The following is a 16,931-nucleotide window of genomic DNA, read 5'->3' on the forward strand; positions in this document are numbered from 1 at the left end:
ATAAACACCCCGTTCGACTTGCATGTGTTAAGCACGCCGCCAGCGTTCGTCCTGAGCCAGGATCAAACTCTCCAAAAAAATTATTTTTCGAAGAACCGATTGGCTCTTTAATTATCTGTTTAAAAAGAATTTATTAGGTAATCTGCTATAAAGCAGATACCGCACATTCGTTTATGTTAGAAAACATATTGTGCATTGTTTAGTTTTCAAAGAACATTTTTTGCTGGCTTCAAAAGTCAGCTTGTATATCTTAACTCAAGAAGTTTATCTTGTCAAGAACTTTTTTAATTTATTTTTTGTTTTTAACAATTTTCTTCTTTTGAGTTGCCCTCTCGTTGAGTGCTTAATTATTATATCTACTATAAATCACTTTGTCAACACTTTTTTAGAAAAAATATATTTATTTTTGTAAGAAATATTTACCTAAAAATTACACTCTATTCTGACATACATAAATTCAGATTTATGAGATAATTATAACAAATAAATTTAAACACTTTAGGAGATGAATACAAATGAAAAAACTATCCAAAAAACTCTTATTGAGTGGTCTAGCTGCCTTAACAATTTATAGTGGATTTAATAATATTGATATTTCCACTACTTATGCCAAAGTCAACTATGATGTTTTTGACTTAGAGGCTCATCGTGGAGGTAGAGATGTTAGACCTGAAAATACTTTGTATTCTTATGCTTATGCAATAGAACTAGGTGCTACTTCTATTGAATGTGATATGCAACTTACTAAAGATGGTAAAATAGTAATGAGTCATAATCCTATCTTAAATTCAGATATAACACGTGATGAAAATGGTAATTACATTGAAAATAATAAATATGATATTCGTTTAATGACTGTAGATGAATTAAAGAAATTCGATGTAGGCGTGATGGACCCAAATTGTGGCGAATACTATGATTTACATGGCAAAACACAATTTACTTATGATGCTAAAATTCCTACATTAGAAGAATTAATGCAATTAATTCAATCATATGGTGATAAAAATATTGTTTCAAATATAGAAACAATATCCTATCCAGACCCTGCAAGTGCCGGATATAAAAATAATGCTGACCCTAAGAAATTTGTAGAAGTTTTCAATAATATTGTAAAAAAAATATGATATGGAAGATCGAGTTGTTCTCCAATCTTTCGACTGGCAAACTTTAATTGAAATGAAAAAATTAAATCCTAATATCTCCACTAGTGCACTTTGGCAAGAACAACCATCATGGGGACGTGATAGTGAATCTTTACGTCGTTATGAAAAGAAAAAATCTTCATGGCTTGGTGGTTTAGATATCAAGGATTATCAAGGAAATCCTGTAAAAGCTACTCATGCTATTGGTACTGATATTATTTCTCCATATTATACAGAAATATCCAAACAAGATGTTGATGAAGCTCATTCTTTGGATATGAAAATTGTTCCATGGACTGTTAATAATGAAAAAGATATGAATATGTTACTTGATATGGGTGTTGATGGTATTATTTCATATAAGCCATGACTCTTAAAACAAGTATTAGAAAAACGCAATATAAAATTGCATACACCAACAGTAAATGTAGATAGTCCATATCATATAGGAACAGATCAGACACAGCCCCTACAGAAGCTAGTAACGGCAATGATGCCGCTTACTAAGCCCTAATCATAAACCCCTTACTACTTTATAAATAAAAATAACCCTACTAGTTTAACTTAGTAGGGTTATTTTTATTTATGCTTATTTAAAACAGTTTTCCATTCATTAACTATATTTTCTGGAAGTTCATACATCATTTCTTTTACTTTTATATCATTATCATAAGATTTTTTCTCTAATTTATCTTTTTTTTTATTATAATGATACATATTTTCTTGCGCTTCTGGTAAAACAAGACTCATAGTTTTAGCTTTATTTATTTGTTCTATCTCTTTATTTGTTAAATTAAAGCTTATCCAATATGGATTATCATATTTAATTTTGGCAAAATGAATTTCATATCTATTATTATCACTATCTTGCAATATTAAATATGGAGGATATTCATTATCAAAAATATAATTTCTATCTATATTATGTGATGTTATTGCTAACTCTACATTGTCTTTATATTTGTTATCGTCAGTATAAAATCTATCATTATTGACAAATACTCTAAACAATGCCATTGGTTCTTCTAATTTTTCATCACTTTTAGTTTGTTCTTTTACTAATTTTTTCTGTTCATAATCTTTCATTTGTTCAGGGTCTTTATATGCATATATAGAACGAATATTTTCCACATTTGATACTTTTGATTGATGTATATTAGCCAAAGTCACAGATTGCATACAAATAAATAAACTTAATAAACATAATACTATTTTTTTCACTTTATCAACCTCTACAATTTTATCTATATTATTTATTATATATCCAAACCCTCTAAATTCAAATAAATTTATCTATAATCTTTCATTTAAAATCTCTTTAAAATTATAGGTAATTTTGCTATGCTATATTTGATAAAAATAAAAAGAGGTGTTATTATGCAAGCATTTATCTTTGACATGGACGGCGTTATCATTGACAGCGAGCCTATACATAACAAAGTAGTCAAAGAGGTATTACTCGAAAATAATATCGTAGTTGATGATGAAGAATTCAATAAACTCATTGGTATGACATCAACTTCTGTTTTCTCCTATTTTATTGATAAACATCATTTACCATATACTCCTGAAGAAATGACTAATAACCATATGAATTTCTTCAAAAAATATATCGTTGACCATAACCTTAAACCTATTGATGGCATCTGCCCTTTATTAGAACAATTACAAAAAGCAAATATTCCTTTGGCGATAGCATCATCTTCTCCTTTAAATGTAATTGAATTTGTTGTAAAAACATTTAATATTGATAAATACTTTAAATTTTTAATTTCTGGCGAAGATATCCTTCATAGTAAACCTGCTCCAGATATTTATTTAAAAACAGCAAAAAAATTACAAGTTGACCCTAAAGATTGTGTCGTTCTTGAAGACTCTAAAAACGGTAGCATTGCGGCCAAAGATGCTGGCATGTATTGTATCGGTTTTGCCAATCCTAATTCCGGCAATCAAGATTTATCTAGAGCCGATATTATCATTAAACAAATATCCGATATAAATATAACTCAATTACCATAATAAAAAAACTTAGTGAAGATAATCATAGTTTTATTCTATATTACCATTCACTAAGTTTTTATTTTTATTTAAATTGACATTCTAGATATAATACAGATTGCAATACAGTCATCTCTTTAGTATCTGACGTCGCACTAAATCCTCTTATCAAATTACCATTTATATCATAAATATATTTACTTCCATAAATATAATATCTTTTATTGGAAGTACTATCTTTTATTTTATTTGCACTAAACTCATAAAACACTACATATTTAGCATTTAATGCTTTTGCTTTTTGAAATACATTTGAAGATAAGTCATCATCTACAAGGTCAACAAAGCAATCTTCATCTTCTTTTAATAACTTATCTTTCAAAGCTAAATTCATATAATTTATTTCTGATTGTAATTCATTAGGAAAATCATATTTAGGCTTTGCCACATAAGTTTCACATGTTTCAATATCTTCTGTAGCTAAAGCTATATCTTCTTTGCTGTCATAATAATTCTTAATCGCTCTATCAAAATAAAGCAACATATTATGAGCAAATTTATCATTTTCCAATTTAGATACAGTCCATACTTCATTAGTATTAAATTGCACAAAACGCTCATTAGCTATCTGAGCTAAATTTTTTACAATATCACCTTTCATCGTAATACGAGTCAAATTCATTTTAGGTTCATATAAATCTACAAAAGTCTTATTGCCTACAGCAGGTGCACCAAAAGTAATAGTTTCTATTTGATTACTATTTACGCCCATGTCTAATAATCTAGCTGTCAATAATTCCGCCACTGCTCCACCTAAACTATGACCTGTTATATAAATCTTATCTTCTGGGCACTGTTTCAAATGTTCTACTAAATCAAGACCTAAAATCTCGCCTGAACTATTCGCGGAAAAAAATCCATCTTGTACATATTGTAAAAATCCTTTATGCACTAAAGGCTTAGTTTCACTTAAATCTTTATCATTTCTACTTTGCAAAAATTCATCTAAATTATGCCCTTGAAATACTGTTGCCTCTACTGCCAAATCCGTTTTCACATCTTGCCAACTGCTGGTACCACTAATAGATAAAAAGAATATATCCTTATCATTTATTTTTTTATCAGCTAATAGATATTTAACATCAGATTTAGCTATTTGTTCATTATAAAAGCGAATATTCCAACCATTGCTTTTCAATATATCTCTTGCTAATAAGCTAAATTTATCATTATATACAGCAAGCGATGTCCATGCAGATAAATATTGAATATCTTTTTCACTTAAATTCGTTTCATCAATCTCCAAATTCTGCGCTAATGCTATATTTAAATTTAACATCAATAACATCAATATAGCTAAGATTTTTTTCATAATAAATCTCCTATTTCTCTATATACAAAAAACAGGATTTTGCTATGCAAAATCCTGTACCTATCAATTATGGCGGAGAGTGAGGGATTTGAACCCTCGATACGGGGACCCGTATACACGCTTTCCAGGCGTGCTCCTTCAACCACTCGGACAACTCTCCATGTGCTCTCAAACAATATGATATTGTTGCTGACAGAAATATATAATATCAGATACTTTCATTTTTGTCAACAGTTTTTTATAAAAAAATAGACTACTTCTTATAAACTCATAAAAAGTAGTCTATTATACATAACAATTATGCATTTTAAGCTTCTCCGCGTAAGTGAGCTAACTCCGCTTGTTTTTCACAATAATACCATCTAACAGATTTACCAATAGCGCATCTAACAGCATCTAATCTACCTTGTATAGCTAATTTTTTTAATCTTATAGCATCTAAACCACTTACTGATAAATAGCTTGCGGAGATATATCCTCCTCTCTTTAAATAGTTACGGTAGTTTTGACAATCTCTACGGTCAACTTCAACTTTTTTAATAGCCATTTACTATCACCTCATAAATTTTCTGTGAGAAATGATGTTGCATTTAAAAAATCTAATGCTGTTTCTTATGGAATTTTCTGTTAAGCTCATTATTATTATACAATGACTATGTAAAATTGTATAGTTTCACATAGTCATTGTTTGTAAAACATAAATGAAATTTTTAATAAATATACTAAAGTTACCGTTTATACTGATTTTTTAAATACATAAATATTACTATAAAAATCTTCTTCTATTTTTGGTATCATCAAACCAGCATACATCAATTCACTACCACTGAAAACTTTATCTGTACCAACTAAATTATATAAAGCATCTTCTTGTAATCCTTTTAATTTCAAAATTAAATTTCTATATATAGGTTCTACTAAAACCTGATGGAAATAACAAATAACAGTATTTTCATCTTCGGAAATAAAATTCCAACTAATATCATTTCCATCAAAAGGACTCTTTATTCTATAGAAAGTTCCTTTTTGTATAACATCTCTATATTGTTTATACCAAGCTACTTGTTTTTTTATCTCTTCTTTTTCCTCATCATTTAATTTATTCAAATCTAATTCATAACCTAGATTTCCAGAAGAAGCTACAGCAAAACGAGTTTTAAGTGGTGTTATTCTACCGACTTGGTGGTTTGGCACTATAGAAACGTGTGAACCCATTGTAATTGCAGGGAATAATATACTTGTACCATATTGTATTTTTAAACGACAAATAGCATCTGTATTATCGCTAGCCCATGTTTGTGGCATATAATAGAGCATTCCTGCATCATATCTACCGCCACCACTAGAACAACTTTCAAATAAAACATTTTTAAAACGCTGTGTTAATTTTTCTAAAATATAATATAAACCTAATACATATCTATGTGATAATTCTTTTTGTTCCTTACTATTTAAATAAGCAGAACCTAAATCTGTCAAATGTCTATTCATATCCCATTTAACATAAGATATCTCTACATTTTCTAATATATTAGATATTTTTTCTACAAGATAATTACAAACTTCTATATTCGATAAATCCAATACATATTGGCATCTGCTCAAAATAGGCTCATAATCCATACTTCTAATCACCCAATCAGAATGATTTTTATATAACTCACTATTTTTAGATATCATTTCTGGCTCAAACCACAAACCAAATAATAATCCTTTTTCCTTAATTTTTTGAACTAAAGTTTTTAATCCATGTGAGAATTTTTCTTCATCTTCTAGCCAATCGCCCAAGCCTTGTGTATCATCACAACGATTTTTAAACCAGCCATCATCTAATACAAATAATTCTATGCCCAATTCACCAGCTTGTCTTGCTAAATCCAAGCAATTATCTTCATTGACCTCAAAATGACAAGCTTCCCAACTATTCAACAAAATTGGACGAGCTTTTTCTTTATATAAACCTCGACAAAGTTGATTTCTATACAATTTATGAAAAATCTGAGACATAGTATTTAAACCTTTATCTGTATAAACTAACACAGCTTCAGGAGAAACAAATTTTTCTTTACCGCTTAAAGTCCAACCAAAAGTCGTAGGGTTCATGCCCATTTGTATTCTAGTAGTCTTATATTGTCCCACTTGTACACTAGCTTGGAAATCACCACTATAAATAAAATTAAATGCCCACACAGAGCCTATATCTTCATTAGTATTTTTTTCCATCAAAGCTATAAATGGAGTTGACTGTGGACTACTTGTTCCTCGTATGCTTTCTAATACAATAGAGTCAGATTTTATAGCTCTACGATAAATATTTTTTTCATACAAATGAGCGCCGGATAATGTCATCACATCATAATCGCTATCCGCAAAATCCATACTAAAGCTCATTACTTTATCTAAATATATGCTCTTATCATCATGATTTACAATTTCAGTATGTCTGCAAATAACATCATAATCAGCAAAAATTGTGTAATACAAATAAATACTTGCATTCATCACTATATCTTTTAAGATAATACATAAAGTCTTAGCTTCATTTTCATTATTTACATAAATAGAAGGCAACCCCTCTAATTTTGGTTTTCCCTCAATGATATTAAAACTATCATAATAAAAGCGATTTACACGCTTGCCATCTTCTGTTTGAATTATATAAGCTGGATTTCTAAAATCCCCTTGATTAAAATCTGGATATTCTTGCAATAAAGTATCTAACGAAAAATTTCTATCTGAAGCTATCGGATTTGAACAAAAACCTCTATCATAAAATAATTGAGCATTACTTCCATTATATGATGATAAATATTTACCGAAATAAATATGTTTTACATAACAATCTTTTTCAATGCCTAAAATATAACTAATTTTGCCATTAGATAAATTAAATATCTTTTGCTCTTTATCATAATTAATTGCTAACATCTATATTCTCTCCTCTAAATTTATTTTCTACATAATATTTTAAAATATCGTTAGCTATATTAAAATGATAATAAAATGTTATCTACTGTAATTTTTTGTCATCTTCATCTATAAATTAAAGGAGTTTTTTATGTTTAGCACCTTTCCTTATAAAGCTATAAAATATCAGTTTTCCTCTGATTTGCCATTGATAACACTGACAGGTATCGGCTTTCAAAATATCACCGACCACAGCTATTCTTGGCATAATCTACATCGTCATGATAAACATTGTCTTATTCAATATTGCATCAGTGGACAAGGCGTTTTAACCATAAATAATTCCACTTATACCATTACATCTGGTAAAGCTTTTTTACTCAACATTCCTAGCAATTCTCATTACTATTTACCCCAAAATTCTACTCATTGGAAATTTATTTATTTAGAGTTTTCTCCTGAAGTTCTACCCCTTCTATGTAAAATCTATAATAAATTAGGCCCTGTCATTTCTTTAGCAAACTATCCTTCATTATTGACGCAAATAGCTAATTTTTACACCAAAGCCCTCAACAATAAACTACAATCAGTATTTATAAATACAAAATTAGCCTATAATTTTTGGATAGACCTTTTAAAATACAATCTAGCATACGATGCAAATAATCTCACAAAAACAGATATAGCCAAAAATTTTCTTGAGCAAAACTTCGCTAATAGCAATTTAAATATAGATACAATAGCTGAACAAATAGGATATTCTAAATATCATCTGTGCAAAACTTTCCATAAACAATTTGGCATATCGCCTATGAAATACTTACAAAACTTAAGGATTTCTACCGCGTGTAAACTTCTAATCAATAATCCCACATGGACGATAAAAAAGATAGCTTACCACGTAGGCTATAATAATGACGATTATTTTTGTAAAGTATTTAAAAATTTAAAAGGTATCACGCCTAATACTTTTAGAAAACAATCTATTCACTACGATATACTACAAACTATTTATGACTTCTCCGCAACTAAAAAAAATACACTTATGTAATCACATAAGTGTATTTTTATATTCGATATAATTATTTACTAAAAGTATATGTTGTAACAGTATGAGTTTCTTGTCCTGCTTTCAATACTGGAGAGGCAAATTTATCACAATTTACAGCATTTGGTACATATTGAGTTTCAATGCAGAAAGCATCACGACGATTGTAAATATGACCTTGTTTACCTGGTTTTCCTTCTAAGAAGTTTGCAGAATAGAACTGTGCACCTGGCATTGTTGTAGCTACGTCCATAATAATACCAGTTTTTTCAGATTTAGCTTGTGCAAAAGTATATAAACCATCATGTTCTGGTAATAATACTGTATGGTCATAACCAGCAGCAATAACTAAACGTTCATCATCTTTGTCTATATCCTGACCGATAGGTTTAGCTTCACTAAAGTCAAATACATCGCCTTTTGTGATAGTGCGAATTTCACCAGTTGGAATTAATCCTGCATCAGTTGGAATCATTGCTGGGCAATCTAATTTCAATGTTTGATCATAAACACTGCCACTGCCTTCACCAGCTAAATTGAAATAGCTGTGGTTTGTTAAGTTAACTACAGTGTCTGCATCAGTTTTAGCTTTATAATCAATGCGTAAGCAAGCATTATCATCAAAAGTATAAATTACTTCTACATCTAAGTTTCCTGGATAATTAGCTTCACCATCTGGAGATGTACGTCTTAAAGATACGCTATTTTCGCCAATTGTGAAATCGCTATAAACTTTTTTATCAAAACCATTAGAGCCACCATGTAAATGATTTGCTCCATTATTTGTTTCTAATTCATAAGTTTTTCCATTTAAAGTAAATTTACCATTAGCTATACGATTACCGCAACGACCAATGAATGCACCATAGAAGAATGTTCCTTCTTCATAGCCTTTTACAGTGTCATAACCTAAAACTACATCATGTAATTTACCATCTTTGCCTTCAACTACAATAGCTTGAATAGTGCAACCATAATTAATAATGCTTACATATTCGCCTTTGGAGTTTTCAATTTTAAATTTATAAACCTGTTCCCCTGTAGAAGCTACACCAAATTCACTTTTTACTACTGCCATTTTTCTTACCTCTTTTATTTATTTGTTTTACAAGGACCTGTAGTATCACGTAAGACTAAAGTATTTTGTAATACAACTTGTCTGCTTGTTTTATTATCACTAGCTATTTTTTCCATTAATAAACTAGCCGCTGTCCATCCTAAAGTCATCATATTTTGGTCCATTGTCGTAAGTTTTGGCTCAATAAAATGACTTAGTGAGACATTATCATATCCCATAATAGATATGTCTTCTGGAATTTTTAAATTTAAACGTCTACAAGCATTGACTGCACCGACACCCATCAAATCATTACAACAAAAAAATGCTGTAACATCTTTTCGATTAGGCAAAAATTCTACAATCTTTTTAGCAGTCAACTCTACTGTATCTATACTATTACCCGCACTAACATTTATGATATTTTCTGGATTATAACAACCCATTTTCTTCATAAATTCAATATATACATCTTCTTTAAACTCATAAGAATCGCTTCGTTCACCACGAACGAAACAAATACTTTGATGACCTAATGATACTAAATGTTCTAAGGCAATTTTGGTACCTATACGTTCATCATTATATACATAAGAAATAGCTGGACGTTTTATATATGAGTTAATAAATACCAGCGGTATCCTAGATGCCATCTGGTCAAAAAAACTACTATCCACACGTTCCGTATTTGGACTAATATTTATTATTCCTGACACATTTCGCATCAGTAATTCATTCATACATTCTTTTTCACAGATAGGGTCATCTTTTGTGTAAGTCAACAATAACGAATAGCCACTACTTGTTGAAAAACTTTCTATTCCACTTACAACTTCAGCAAAAAAAGTATTAAATAGACTAGGCACAATAATTCCAATTATTGAAGAATGTTGTGTATTTAATTCTCTTGCTTGAATGTTTGGAATGTATTCTAAATCTTTTATTGCTTCTAAAACTTTCTTCTTCGTAGCTTCTTTTACTGGATAATTACCATTTACTACACGGGATACCGTTGCTACTGATACTTGTGCCTTTTTGGCTACATCAATTATCGTAGTTGACTTCATTGTCTTCAATCCTTATTAAAATAATATATTAAAATATAATAATATATTATTTCTATATTTTCAATATTTTCTTGATTAAATATATGCCATCTATAAAATTTATAGATGGCATAATTATTAAAATTATAAAGTTGCTACAAATTTATTGAAAGCTTGAATACCTTGTATATTGCGTTTGAATACGCCTGCATGAAGTAATACAACCATAAAGATTTTACCTACTTCTAATTTAAGCATATCTTCAACTTCTTCAGCTTTAATATCTGTGTATTTTGCACGAATTTCTTTGTACCAATCTGCATGTTTAGCGATTTGTTCATCATCACTAATATCTTCTTTACCAGCGATAAAGCATTCTTTTACTTTTGCTAATTCGTCTTTTAAACGAGCTGGAAGTACTGCAAGACCCATTACTTCAATTAAGCCGATATTTTCTTTTTTAATATGATGAACTTCATCATGTGGATGGAAAATACCTAATGGATATTCTTCAGTTGTACGGTTGTTACGTAAAACTAAATCTAATTCATATTTACCATCACGAACGCGAGCAATTGGAGTAATTGTATTATGTGGTTGTCCATCGCTTTCAGCTAAGATATCTACACTTGCGTCAGAATATCCACGCCATGCATCTAATACATGTACAGCAAAATTAATTAAATCCTGTTTATTAGAAGAAGCTGCACGAATTACAGACATAGGCCATTTTACACGACCAACAGTAACATTATCAAAACCTTCGATATTGAAAGTTTCTTCGATTGGAGCTTTTTCCATAGCGAATGTATAATGTCCACCTTGATAATGGTCATGAGATAAAATAGAACCACCAACGATTGGTAAATCTGCATTAGAACCTAAGAAATAATGTGGTAAATAATCCACAAAGTTTAATAAGTTTTCAAAGGTAGCACGGCAAACTTTCATTGGTACATGCAAGGAATTTAATAAAATGCAGTGTTCATTGTAATAAGTGTATGGGGAATATTGCATAAACCATTGATGACCTTCAAAATCCATAGGAATTAATCTATGTGTTTGACGAGCTGGATGATTTGCATGACCTGCATAACCTTCATTTTCACGACAAAGTAAGCATTTTGGATAAGAAGAAGATTTTACAAGTTTTGCTTTAGCAATATCTCTTGGATCTTTTTCTGGTTTAGATAAGTTAATTGTGATATCTAAATCACCATATTCAGTATTTGCTTTCCAAATAATATTTTTATCAATACGATCTTTACGAATATAATTAGAAGCAATACTTGTTTTATAGAAATAATCAGTAGCTTGAACTTTTGATTTTTCGTATATTTTTTTGAAATTGCCTACAACTTCAGAAGGACGAGGCATTACGCAGTTCATGATACGAGTATCAAATAAATCACGCTGAGTTACAGTATCTTCACAAAGACCTTTTTCTACAGCATAATCTAACATATTTTCTAAAATATCATGAGCTATTGGTAATGTTTCATCTACTTCTACAACTTCAAACTCATCTACACCTAATAAATCTAAAAGTAAGTTTGCACTATAGTATTTATCTTCTGGTGCAATAAGACCTTGTTGTAGAGCAAAGTTTAACAAACGATTTATTTGTAAATTCATATCCATTATTAAAAATCCCCTTTTATTAACTAAACCCCAAAATTAGTCTTCATATCCGTTTGGATGAGCTTGATGCCATTTCCAAGCAGTTTTGATAATTTCTTCCATACTTGTATATTTTGGATGCCAGTTAAGGATTTTTTGAGCTTTTTCACTAGAAGCAATTAAGCGAGCAGGGTCACCAGCACGGCGTTGACCATATTCTACTTTAATTTTTAAGCCTGTAGCTTTTTCAGCAGCATCGATCATTTCTTTTACAGAGAAGCCTTCACCAGTACCTAAATTGAAGATATTGCTTTCATTACCTTCACGTAAATAGTTAAGAGCTTTCATATGTGCATCTGCTAAGTCCATTACATGTACATAGTCACGGATACAAGTACCATCAGCTGTTGGATAATCTGTACCAAATACAGTGATGTGATCGCGTTTACCAAGTGGAACTTGTAAAATGATTGGAATTAAGTGAGTTTCTGTTGTATGAGCTTCACCAATATGACCATCTTCAACAGCACCTGCTACGTTGAAATAACGTAAGGATACATATTTAATACCGTTAGCCATATCTACCCATTTCATCATTTTTTCCATCATGCGTTTGGATTCACCATATGGATTAGTAGGATTTGTTTCATCAGTTTCTAAAATAGGCACACGTTTTGGTTCACCATAAGTTGCAGCAGTGGAAGAGAATACGATTTTCTTAACATCATATTTAACCATAGCTTCAAGAAGAACTTCCATACCGCAAGTGTTGTTGTTGAAATATTTTAAAGGAACTTGCATACTTTCACCAACAAGAGAATTTGCAGCAAAATGAATAATTGCTTCAATGTCATTTTCTGTAAAAACTTTATCAAGGTCTGCCATATTACGGATATCGCCTTTATAAAATTTTGCTTTTTCATGAACAGAAGCTAAATGACCTGTTTCAAGATTATCGATTACAACAACATCTTCACCATTATTGATAAGTTCATAAACCATATGAGAGCCGATATAACCTGCTCCACCACATACTAAAACTGCCATTTTAAAATCCTCCTAAGAAAATAATATTATTAATATTTTTGATTAATTTTCTATATAACAGTAAACGTTTTCTAATTTCAATTATACATCAATAAAATATATAAATCAATACTTTTTCAAATTATTTTATTTTTAAATTTTACTGAAAACTCATTTTTTATTTTATTGTTTATTGTGATTTTATGTGGTATTATATTTAAAATAATAAAAATAACAAAGGCATAAACAAAAAAACAAAGATTTTCTCATAAGAAAGGATATTTTATGTTAATTACTAATGCTGAATTTATCCAAGGCTTTATACGTCTTACTGACGATGCATTCAAAAAAGGTTGGCATGAACGCAATGGTGGCAATCTAAGTTATCGTATAAAACCTGAAGAAATCGAAGAAATAAAATCTGAATTAAAAGCACCTACTAATTGGATTCCAATTGGTGTAAGTGTACCTAATTTAGCTAATGAATATTTCTTAGTTTCTGGAACTGGTCGTTATATGCGCAATATTATCTTAAAACCAAAAGATAATATTTGCATTGCTAAAATTGATGATAAAGGTGAAAATTATGCTATCATTTGGGGATTAGAAAAAGGCGGTCGTCCAACAAGTGAATTTCCAACTCATCTTATGAACCATAGCATAAAAAAAGATTTAACTAATGGGCAAAATCATGTAATTTATCATGCTCATCCAACTAATATCATTGCTCTTACTTTCGTTTTACCACTAAACGATAAAGAATTTACTCGCGAACTTTGGGAAATGGCAACAGAAGATCCTGTTATTTTCCCTGAGGGTATCGGTGTTGTTCCTTGGATGGTTCCAGGTGGTAGCGAAATAGCTAAAGCTACAAGTGAACTTATGAAAAAATATAATATTGTAGTATGGGCTCATCATGGTATGTTCTGCTCTGGTAAAGATTTTGATGAAGCTTTTGGTCTTATGGATACTGCGGAAAAAGCTGCTGAAATCTGTGTAAAAGTTCGTTCAATGGGTGGCAAAAAACAAACTATTACCACTCAAAACTTCCTTGATTTAGCTAAAGATTTTAAAATAGATTTAAATAAAACTTTCTTAAAATAAACATCATAAAAAAGCTGTAACAATTAGAGATATCCTCTTTTGTTACAGCTTTTTTTAGTAAATCAACTTTATATCATTTTCTTTAATATAATCAAACCACTCAATATTAGGTTCTTTATCCGTTACAATTGTATCAATTTGAGCTAAATCACATGTTTTAGTAAATGCAGTTTTATCAAATTTCGTACTATCTGCTAATAAAATACTTTTTTGTGCTTGTTCTATCATTTGTCGTTTAATAATACTTTCCGGCTCATTTGATTCCATCAAACCTTTTTTTATATCTAAAGCCTTACAACTGATAAGAACTGTATCTACATAATATTTTTTTATAGTTTCACAAGCAATAGGTCCAACTAAAGCATAAGAATGAGCTCTTAATTCTCCACCAGTTGAAATTATTTTAAAATCACTATTCACAAATTCATTTATAAGTCTTATAGAATTTGTAATTATAGTTAAATCTTTCTTATCTTTTAAATATCGCAATAATGCTAAACATGTAGTGCTTGCATCTACCATTAAGGTATCGCCGTCATTAATCAAGTGTTCAGCTTTTTTAGCTATATAAACCTTATTACTATTATTAATATCTATGCGCTTTAAAAAAGAAATATCTTGACTTGTATGGTCATTTATTACCGCTCCACCATAACAACGTTTAACTAAATTTTGTTGCTCTAATTTTTCTAAATCACGCCTTATTGTTTCATCAGTTACATCAAATAATTTACTCAAATCTTGTACATAAACTTTTTGGTGCTGATTTAATAATTTCATTATTTCCCGACGTCGCTCAATACCTAGCATAAAATCACCCCAAAATCTATAAATATTATTTATAATCTTATAATCATTATAGAATATCCCTATAAAAAATACAAATAAATTGCTCCTAGATGAAGTTTTTGTACCTAATCAATTTGTTCAAATAACTATCTTCACGCAATAATAATTTTTTTATATTACCTTGTTCTATGATTTTTTCTTCTCCACAAATAATAATATCATCAAAAAATCGCAACAAACTTATATCATGAGAAGTTACTATCATCGTTTGTTTTTGATATTTTTCCATAAGTTGACTACATATATTATTTGTTGTTTTTATATCAAGCCCTGCTGTAGGTTCATCTAATAAAATTATATCTTTTTGTTTTGCTAAACAAATAGCTAATTGTAATCTATGCTTTTGCCCACCTGATAATTTATTGCCATCATTGCCCACTATATAATTCAATCCCACTTGCTTTACAAAATCTAATAAATATACATTTTCTAAAGATTTATATATTTCTTCATCAGTGATATCTTCATAAAGCATTTTAAAATTATCACGTATAGATAAATTAAAAATATGATGTTCTTGAAATGCTACTGCAAAATGTTCACGTATAGATTTTTCAGCTAAATCATCATAATTTTTACCTTGTATAAAGATATTTCCCTTCAATGGATATAATAATCTCATCAATACATAAAATAATGTGGATTTTCCACAACCACTAGTGCCGACAATCAAGGTTTTATTGCCTTTTTTTATAGATAAATTTATATCTTTCAATAAAACTTTATCATATCCATAAGCTAAATCTTTCAACAATAATTGCACATCTTCACATTTCTTATCTTCTTGATTTTCATTTTTTACTTCATTATTTGTATCAGCAATAAATTTTTTCTCTTGCATAAAAATAGCTAAATCTTGCCAACGTTTACTAGCTTCATCAAAATGCTCTATTAATGAAGGCATCATCGCTAACACTTCTAAGACAGCTTGATAAGTCAATATTATTGTAATCGCCATAATGGGATTAAAATCTTGTGTATTCACCAAATAAATACTTATAGCCAGACAAATAACTAAATAAGCTCCCATTATAAATTCACTACATAGATTAACTTTTAATTTTAATTTAAATAAATTTTGCTGATATTGTTGATACTGCTCAATACTATGGCTAATATTTTTCAATCTATATTTGTCATAATTATAGAAAGATAGTTCCCTATTACCTTCATAAAACTCTATAATCTCTTGAGTCAATAAAAATTTATGCTTTTTTAATTTCAAATATCTTCGCCATGTCATATAAGGTATGACTATCATAAATATAAGCCATGAACTAATTAGTAATATCATTAAATCATAACTATATAGAAAAAACCATATAGATAAGATAAATACACTTATCGTAGTGATAATAGGTGGCAAAAAGAAACGCAGAAAACTATCTCTTAAATTATCTACTGCATTTACAATTAAATCAAAAGCATCTCCATTTTCTGTTTGTTGCTTAAATGGCAATACTTTGATAATTTTTATCAAAACAAATACTCTAAAACTCGTAAATAGAGAAAAACCTACTTTATGTGTAAAATATCGCTCTAAATAACGAAAGACAGCCCTCATTACACCGCAAAAGCGTACACCTACAATAGCAAGTGATAAAACATAAAGTGGCGGTTGCAGGGCAGCACTAGCTATCAACCATGCTGAAAGTCCCATTAAACTTATTGAGCTTAATGTTGAAATAGTACCTACTAATATTGCTAATAATAAACTCCATATTACAGGTCTTATCATATTACTCAATATCTGTACCAT

The 16,931-nt window shown here is 29.6% G+C and carries 15 protein-coding genes, 1 tRNA gene and 1 rRNA gene; 5 read left to right on the top strand and 12 right to left on the bottom strand.

The genetic code is table 11. The features are described 5' to 3' along the window. Positions 1-78, bottom strand: a 16S ribosomal RNA gene (locus BMX03_RS05780); the annotation flags it as partial. Between the two features lie 437 nt (positions 79-515). On the opposite strand from BMX03_RS05780, the gene BMX03_RS11375 reads away from it, so the two are divergent. Together BMX03_RS11375 and BMX03_RS11380 are read left to right on the top strand one after the other, a co-directional pair. Continuing rightward, on the top strand, positions 516-1,127 hold the full coding sequence (locus BMX03_RS11375) for a glycerophosphodiester phosphodiesterase family protein (protein ID WP_255361422.1): 612 nt from the start codon (positions 516-518) through the stop codon (positions 1,125-1,127). A 1-nt stretch (position 1,128) separates the two neighbouring features. Beyond that, complete coding sequence (locus BMX03_RS11380; protein WP_255361423.1) at positions 1,129-1,515, top strand: glycerophosphodiester phosphodiesterase family protein; 387 nt, start codon at positions 1,129-1,131, stop codon at positions 1,513-1,515. Between the two features lie 209 nt (positions 1,516-1,724). Here BMX03_RS11380 and BMX03_RS05790 read toward each other — a convergent pair whose 3' ends face one another. Further along, entirely contained in the window at positions 1,725-2,366 is a 642-nt protein-coding gene (locus BMX03_RS05790; protein ID WP_091694328.1) for a hypothetical protein, read from the bottom strand. A 156-nt stretch (positions 2,367-2,522) separates the two neighbouring features. Between BMX03_RS05790 and BMX03_RS05795 the strand changes: the two genes are divergently transcribed. Then, entirely contained in the window at positions 2,523-3,164 is a 642-nt protein-coding gene (locus BMX03_RS05795; protein WP_091694329.1) for an HAD family hydrolase, read from the top strand. 64 nt (positions 3,165-3,228) lie between these two features. On the opposite strand, the gene BMX03_RS05800 is transcribed toward BMX03_RS05795, so the two are convergent. From BMX03_RS05800 to BMX03_RS05815, 4 genes are all read right to left on the bottom strand, one after another. Then, positions 3,229-4,515, bottom strand: coding sequence for a lipase family protein (locus BMX03_RS05800; RefSeq protein ID WP_022227748.1), 1,287 nt, complete (start codon positions 4,513-4,515; stop codon positions 3,229-3,231). Between the two features lie 70 nt (positions 4,516-4,585). Then, a tRNA-Ser gene (locus BMX03_RS05805) sits at positions 4,586-4,675 on the bottom strand. 147 nt (positions 4,676-4,822) lie between these two features. Next, a complete protein-coding gene (locus BMX03_RS05810; protein ID WP_008540023.1) occupies positions 4,823-5,062 on the bottom strand; it encodes a hypothetical protein in 240 nt (79 codons plus the stop codon). Positions 5,063-5,250: 188 nt separating this feature from the next. Continuing rightward, positions 5,251-7,443 carry an alpha-galactosidase gene (locus BMX03_RS05815; protein ID WP_091694332.1) on the bottom strand — a complete coding sequence of 731 codons (2,193 nt, stop codon included), beginning with the start codon at positions 7,441-7,443 and terminating at the stop codon, positions 5,251-5,253. A 130-nt stretch (positions 7,444-7,573) separates the two neighbouring features. Between BMX03_RS05815 and BMX03_RS05820 the strand changes: the two genes are divergently transcribed. Next, positions 7,574-8,473 (top strand): AraC family transcriptional regulator, encoded by a 900-nt coding sequence (locus tag BMX03_RS05820; RefSeq protein ID WP_091694334.1) that lies wholly within the window; start codon positions 7,574-7,576, stop codon positions 8,471-8,473. A 31-nt stretch (positions 8,474-8,504) separates the two neighbouring features. On the opposite strand, the gene BMX03_RS05825 is transcribed toward BMX03_RS05820, so the two are convergent. The 4 genes from BMX03_RS05825 to galE all read right to left on the bottom strand — a co-directional run bounded on the left by BMX03_RS05825 (position 8,505) and on the right by galE (position 13,240). Next, positions 8,505-9,548: an aldose epimerase family protein gene (locus tag BMX03_RS05825; RefSeq protein ID WP_022227746.1), complete on the bottom strand. Its 1,044-nt coding sequence runs from the start codon at positions 9,546-9,548 to the stop codon at positions 8,505-8,507. A gap of 14 nt (positions 9,549-9,562) precedes the next feature. Continuing rightward, positions 9,563-10,594: a LacI family DNA-binding transcriptional regulator gene (locus BMX03_RS05830; RefSeq protein ID WP_091694337.1), complete on the bottom strand. Its 1,032-nt coding sequence runs from the start codon at positions 10,592-10,594 to the stop codon at positions 9,563-9,565. Positions 10,595-10,717: 123 nt separating this feature from the next. Then, complete coding sequence (gene galT, locus BMX03_RS05835) at positions 10,718-12,214, bottom strand: UDP-glucose--hexose-1-phosphate uridylyltransferase (RefSeq protein ID WP_008540029.1); 1,497 nt, start codon at positions 12,212-12,214, stop codon at positions 10,718-10,720. A gap of 36 nt (positions 12,215-12,250) precedes the next feature. Next, on the bottom strand, positions 12,251-13,240 hold the full coding sequence (galE, locus tag BMX03_RS05840; RefSeq protein WP_008540031.1) for a UDP-glucose 4-epimerase GalE: 990 nt from the start codon (positions 13,238-13,240) through the stop codon (positions 12,251-12,253). Between the two features lie 264 nt (positions 13,241-13,504). Here galE and rhaD point away from each other — a divergent pair, with 264 nt between their 5' ends. Further along, positions 13,505-14,323 carry a rhamnulose-1-phosphate aldolase gene (gene rhaD / locus BMX03_RS05845; RefSeq protein ID WP_022227745.1) on the top strand — a complete coding sequence of 273 codons (819 nt, stop codon included), beginning with the start codon at positions 13,505-13,507 and terminating at the stop codon, positions 14,321-14,323. A gap of 54 nt (positions 14,324-14,377) precedes the next feature. On the opposite strand, the gene BMX03_RS05850 is transcribed toward rhaD, so the two are convergent. Continuing rightward, positions 14,378-15,133, bottom strand: coding sequence for a DeoR/GlpR family DNA-binding transcription regulator (locus tag BMX03_RS05850; protein WP_008540033.1), 756 nt, complete (start codon positions 15,131-15,133; stop codon positions 14,378-14,380). 85 nt (positions 15,134-15,218) lie between these two features. After that, positions 15,219-16,931 carry an amino acid ABC transporter ATP-binding/permease protein gene (locus tag BMX03_RS05855; RefSeq protein ID WP_091694340.1) on the bottom strand — a complete coding sequence of 571 codons (1,713 nt, stop codon included), beginning with the start codon at positions 16,929-16,931 and terminating at the stop codon, positions 15,219-15,221.

This window comes from Megamonas sp. Calf98-2 (assembly GCF_900110235.1).
In the GTDB taxonomy this organism is placed as follows: domain Bacteria; phylum Bacillota; class Negativicutes; order Selenomonadales; family Selenomonadaceae; genus Megamonas; species Megamonas funiformis.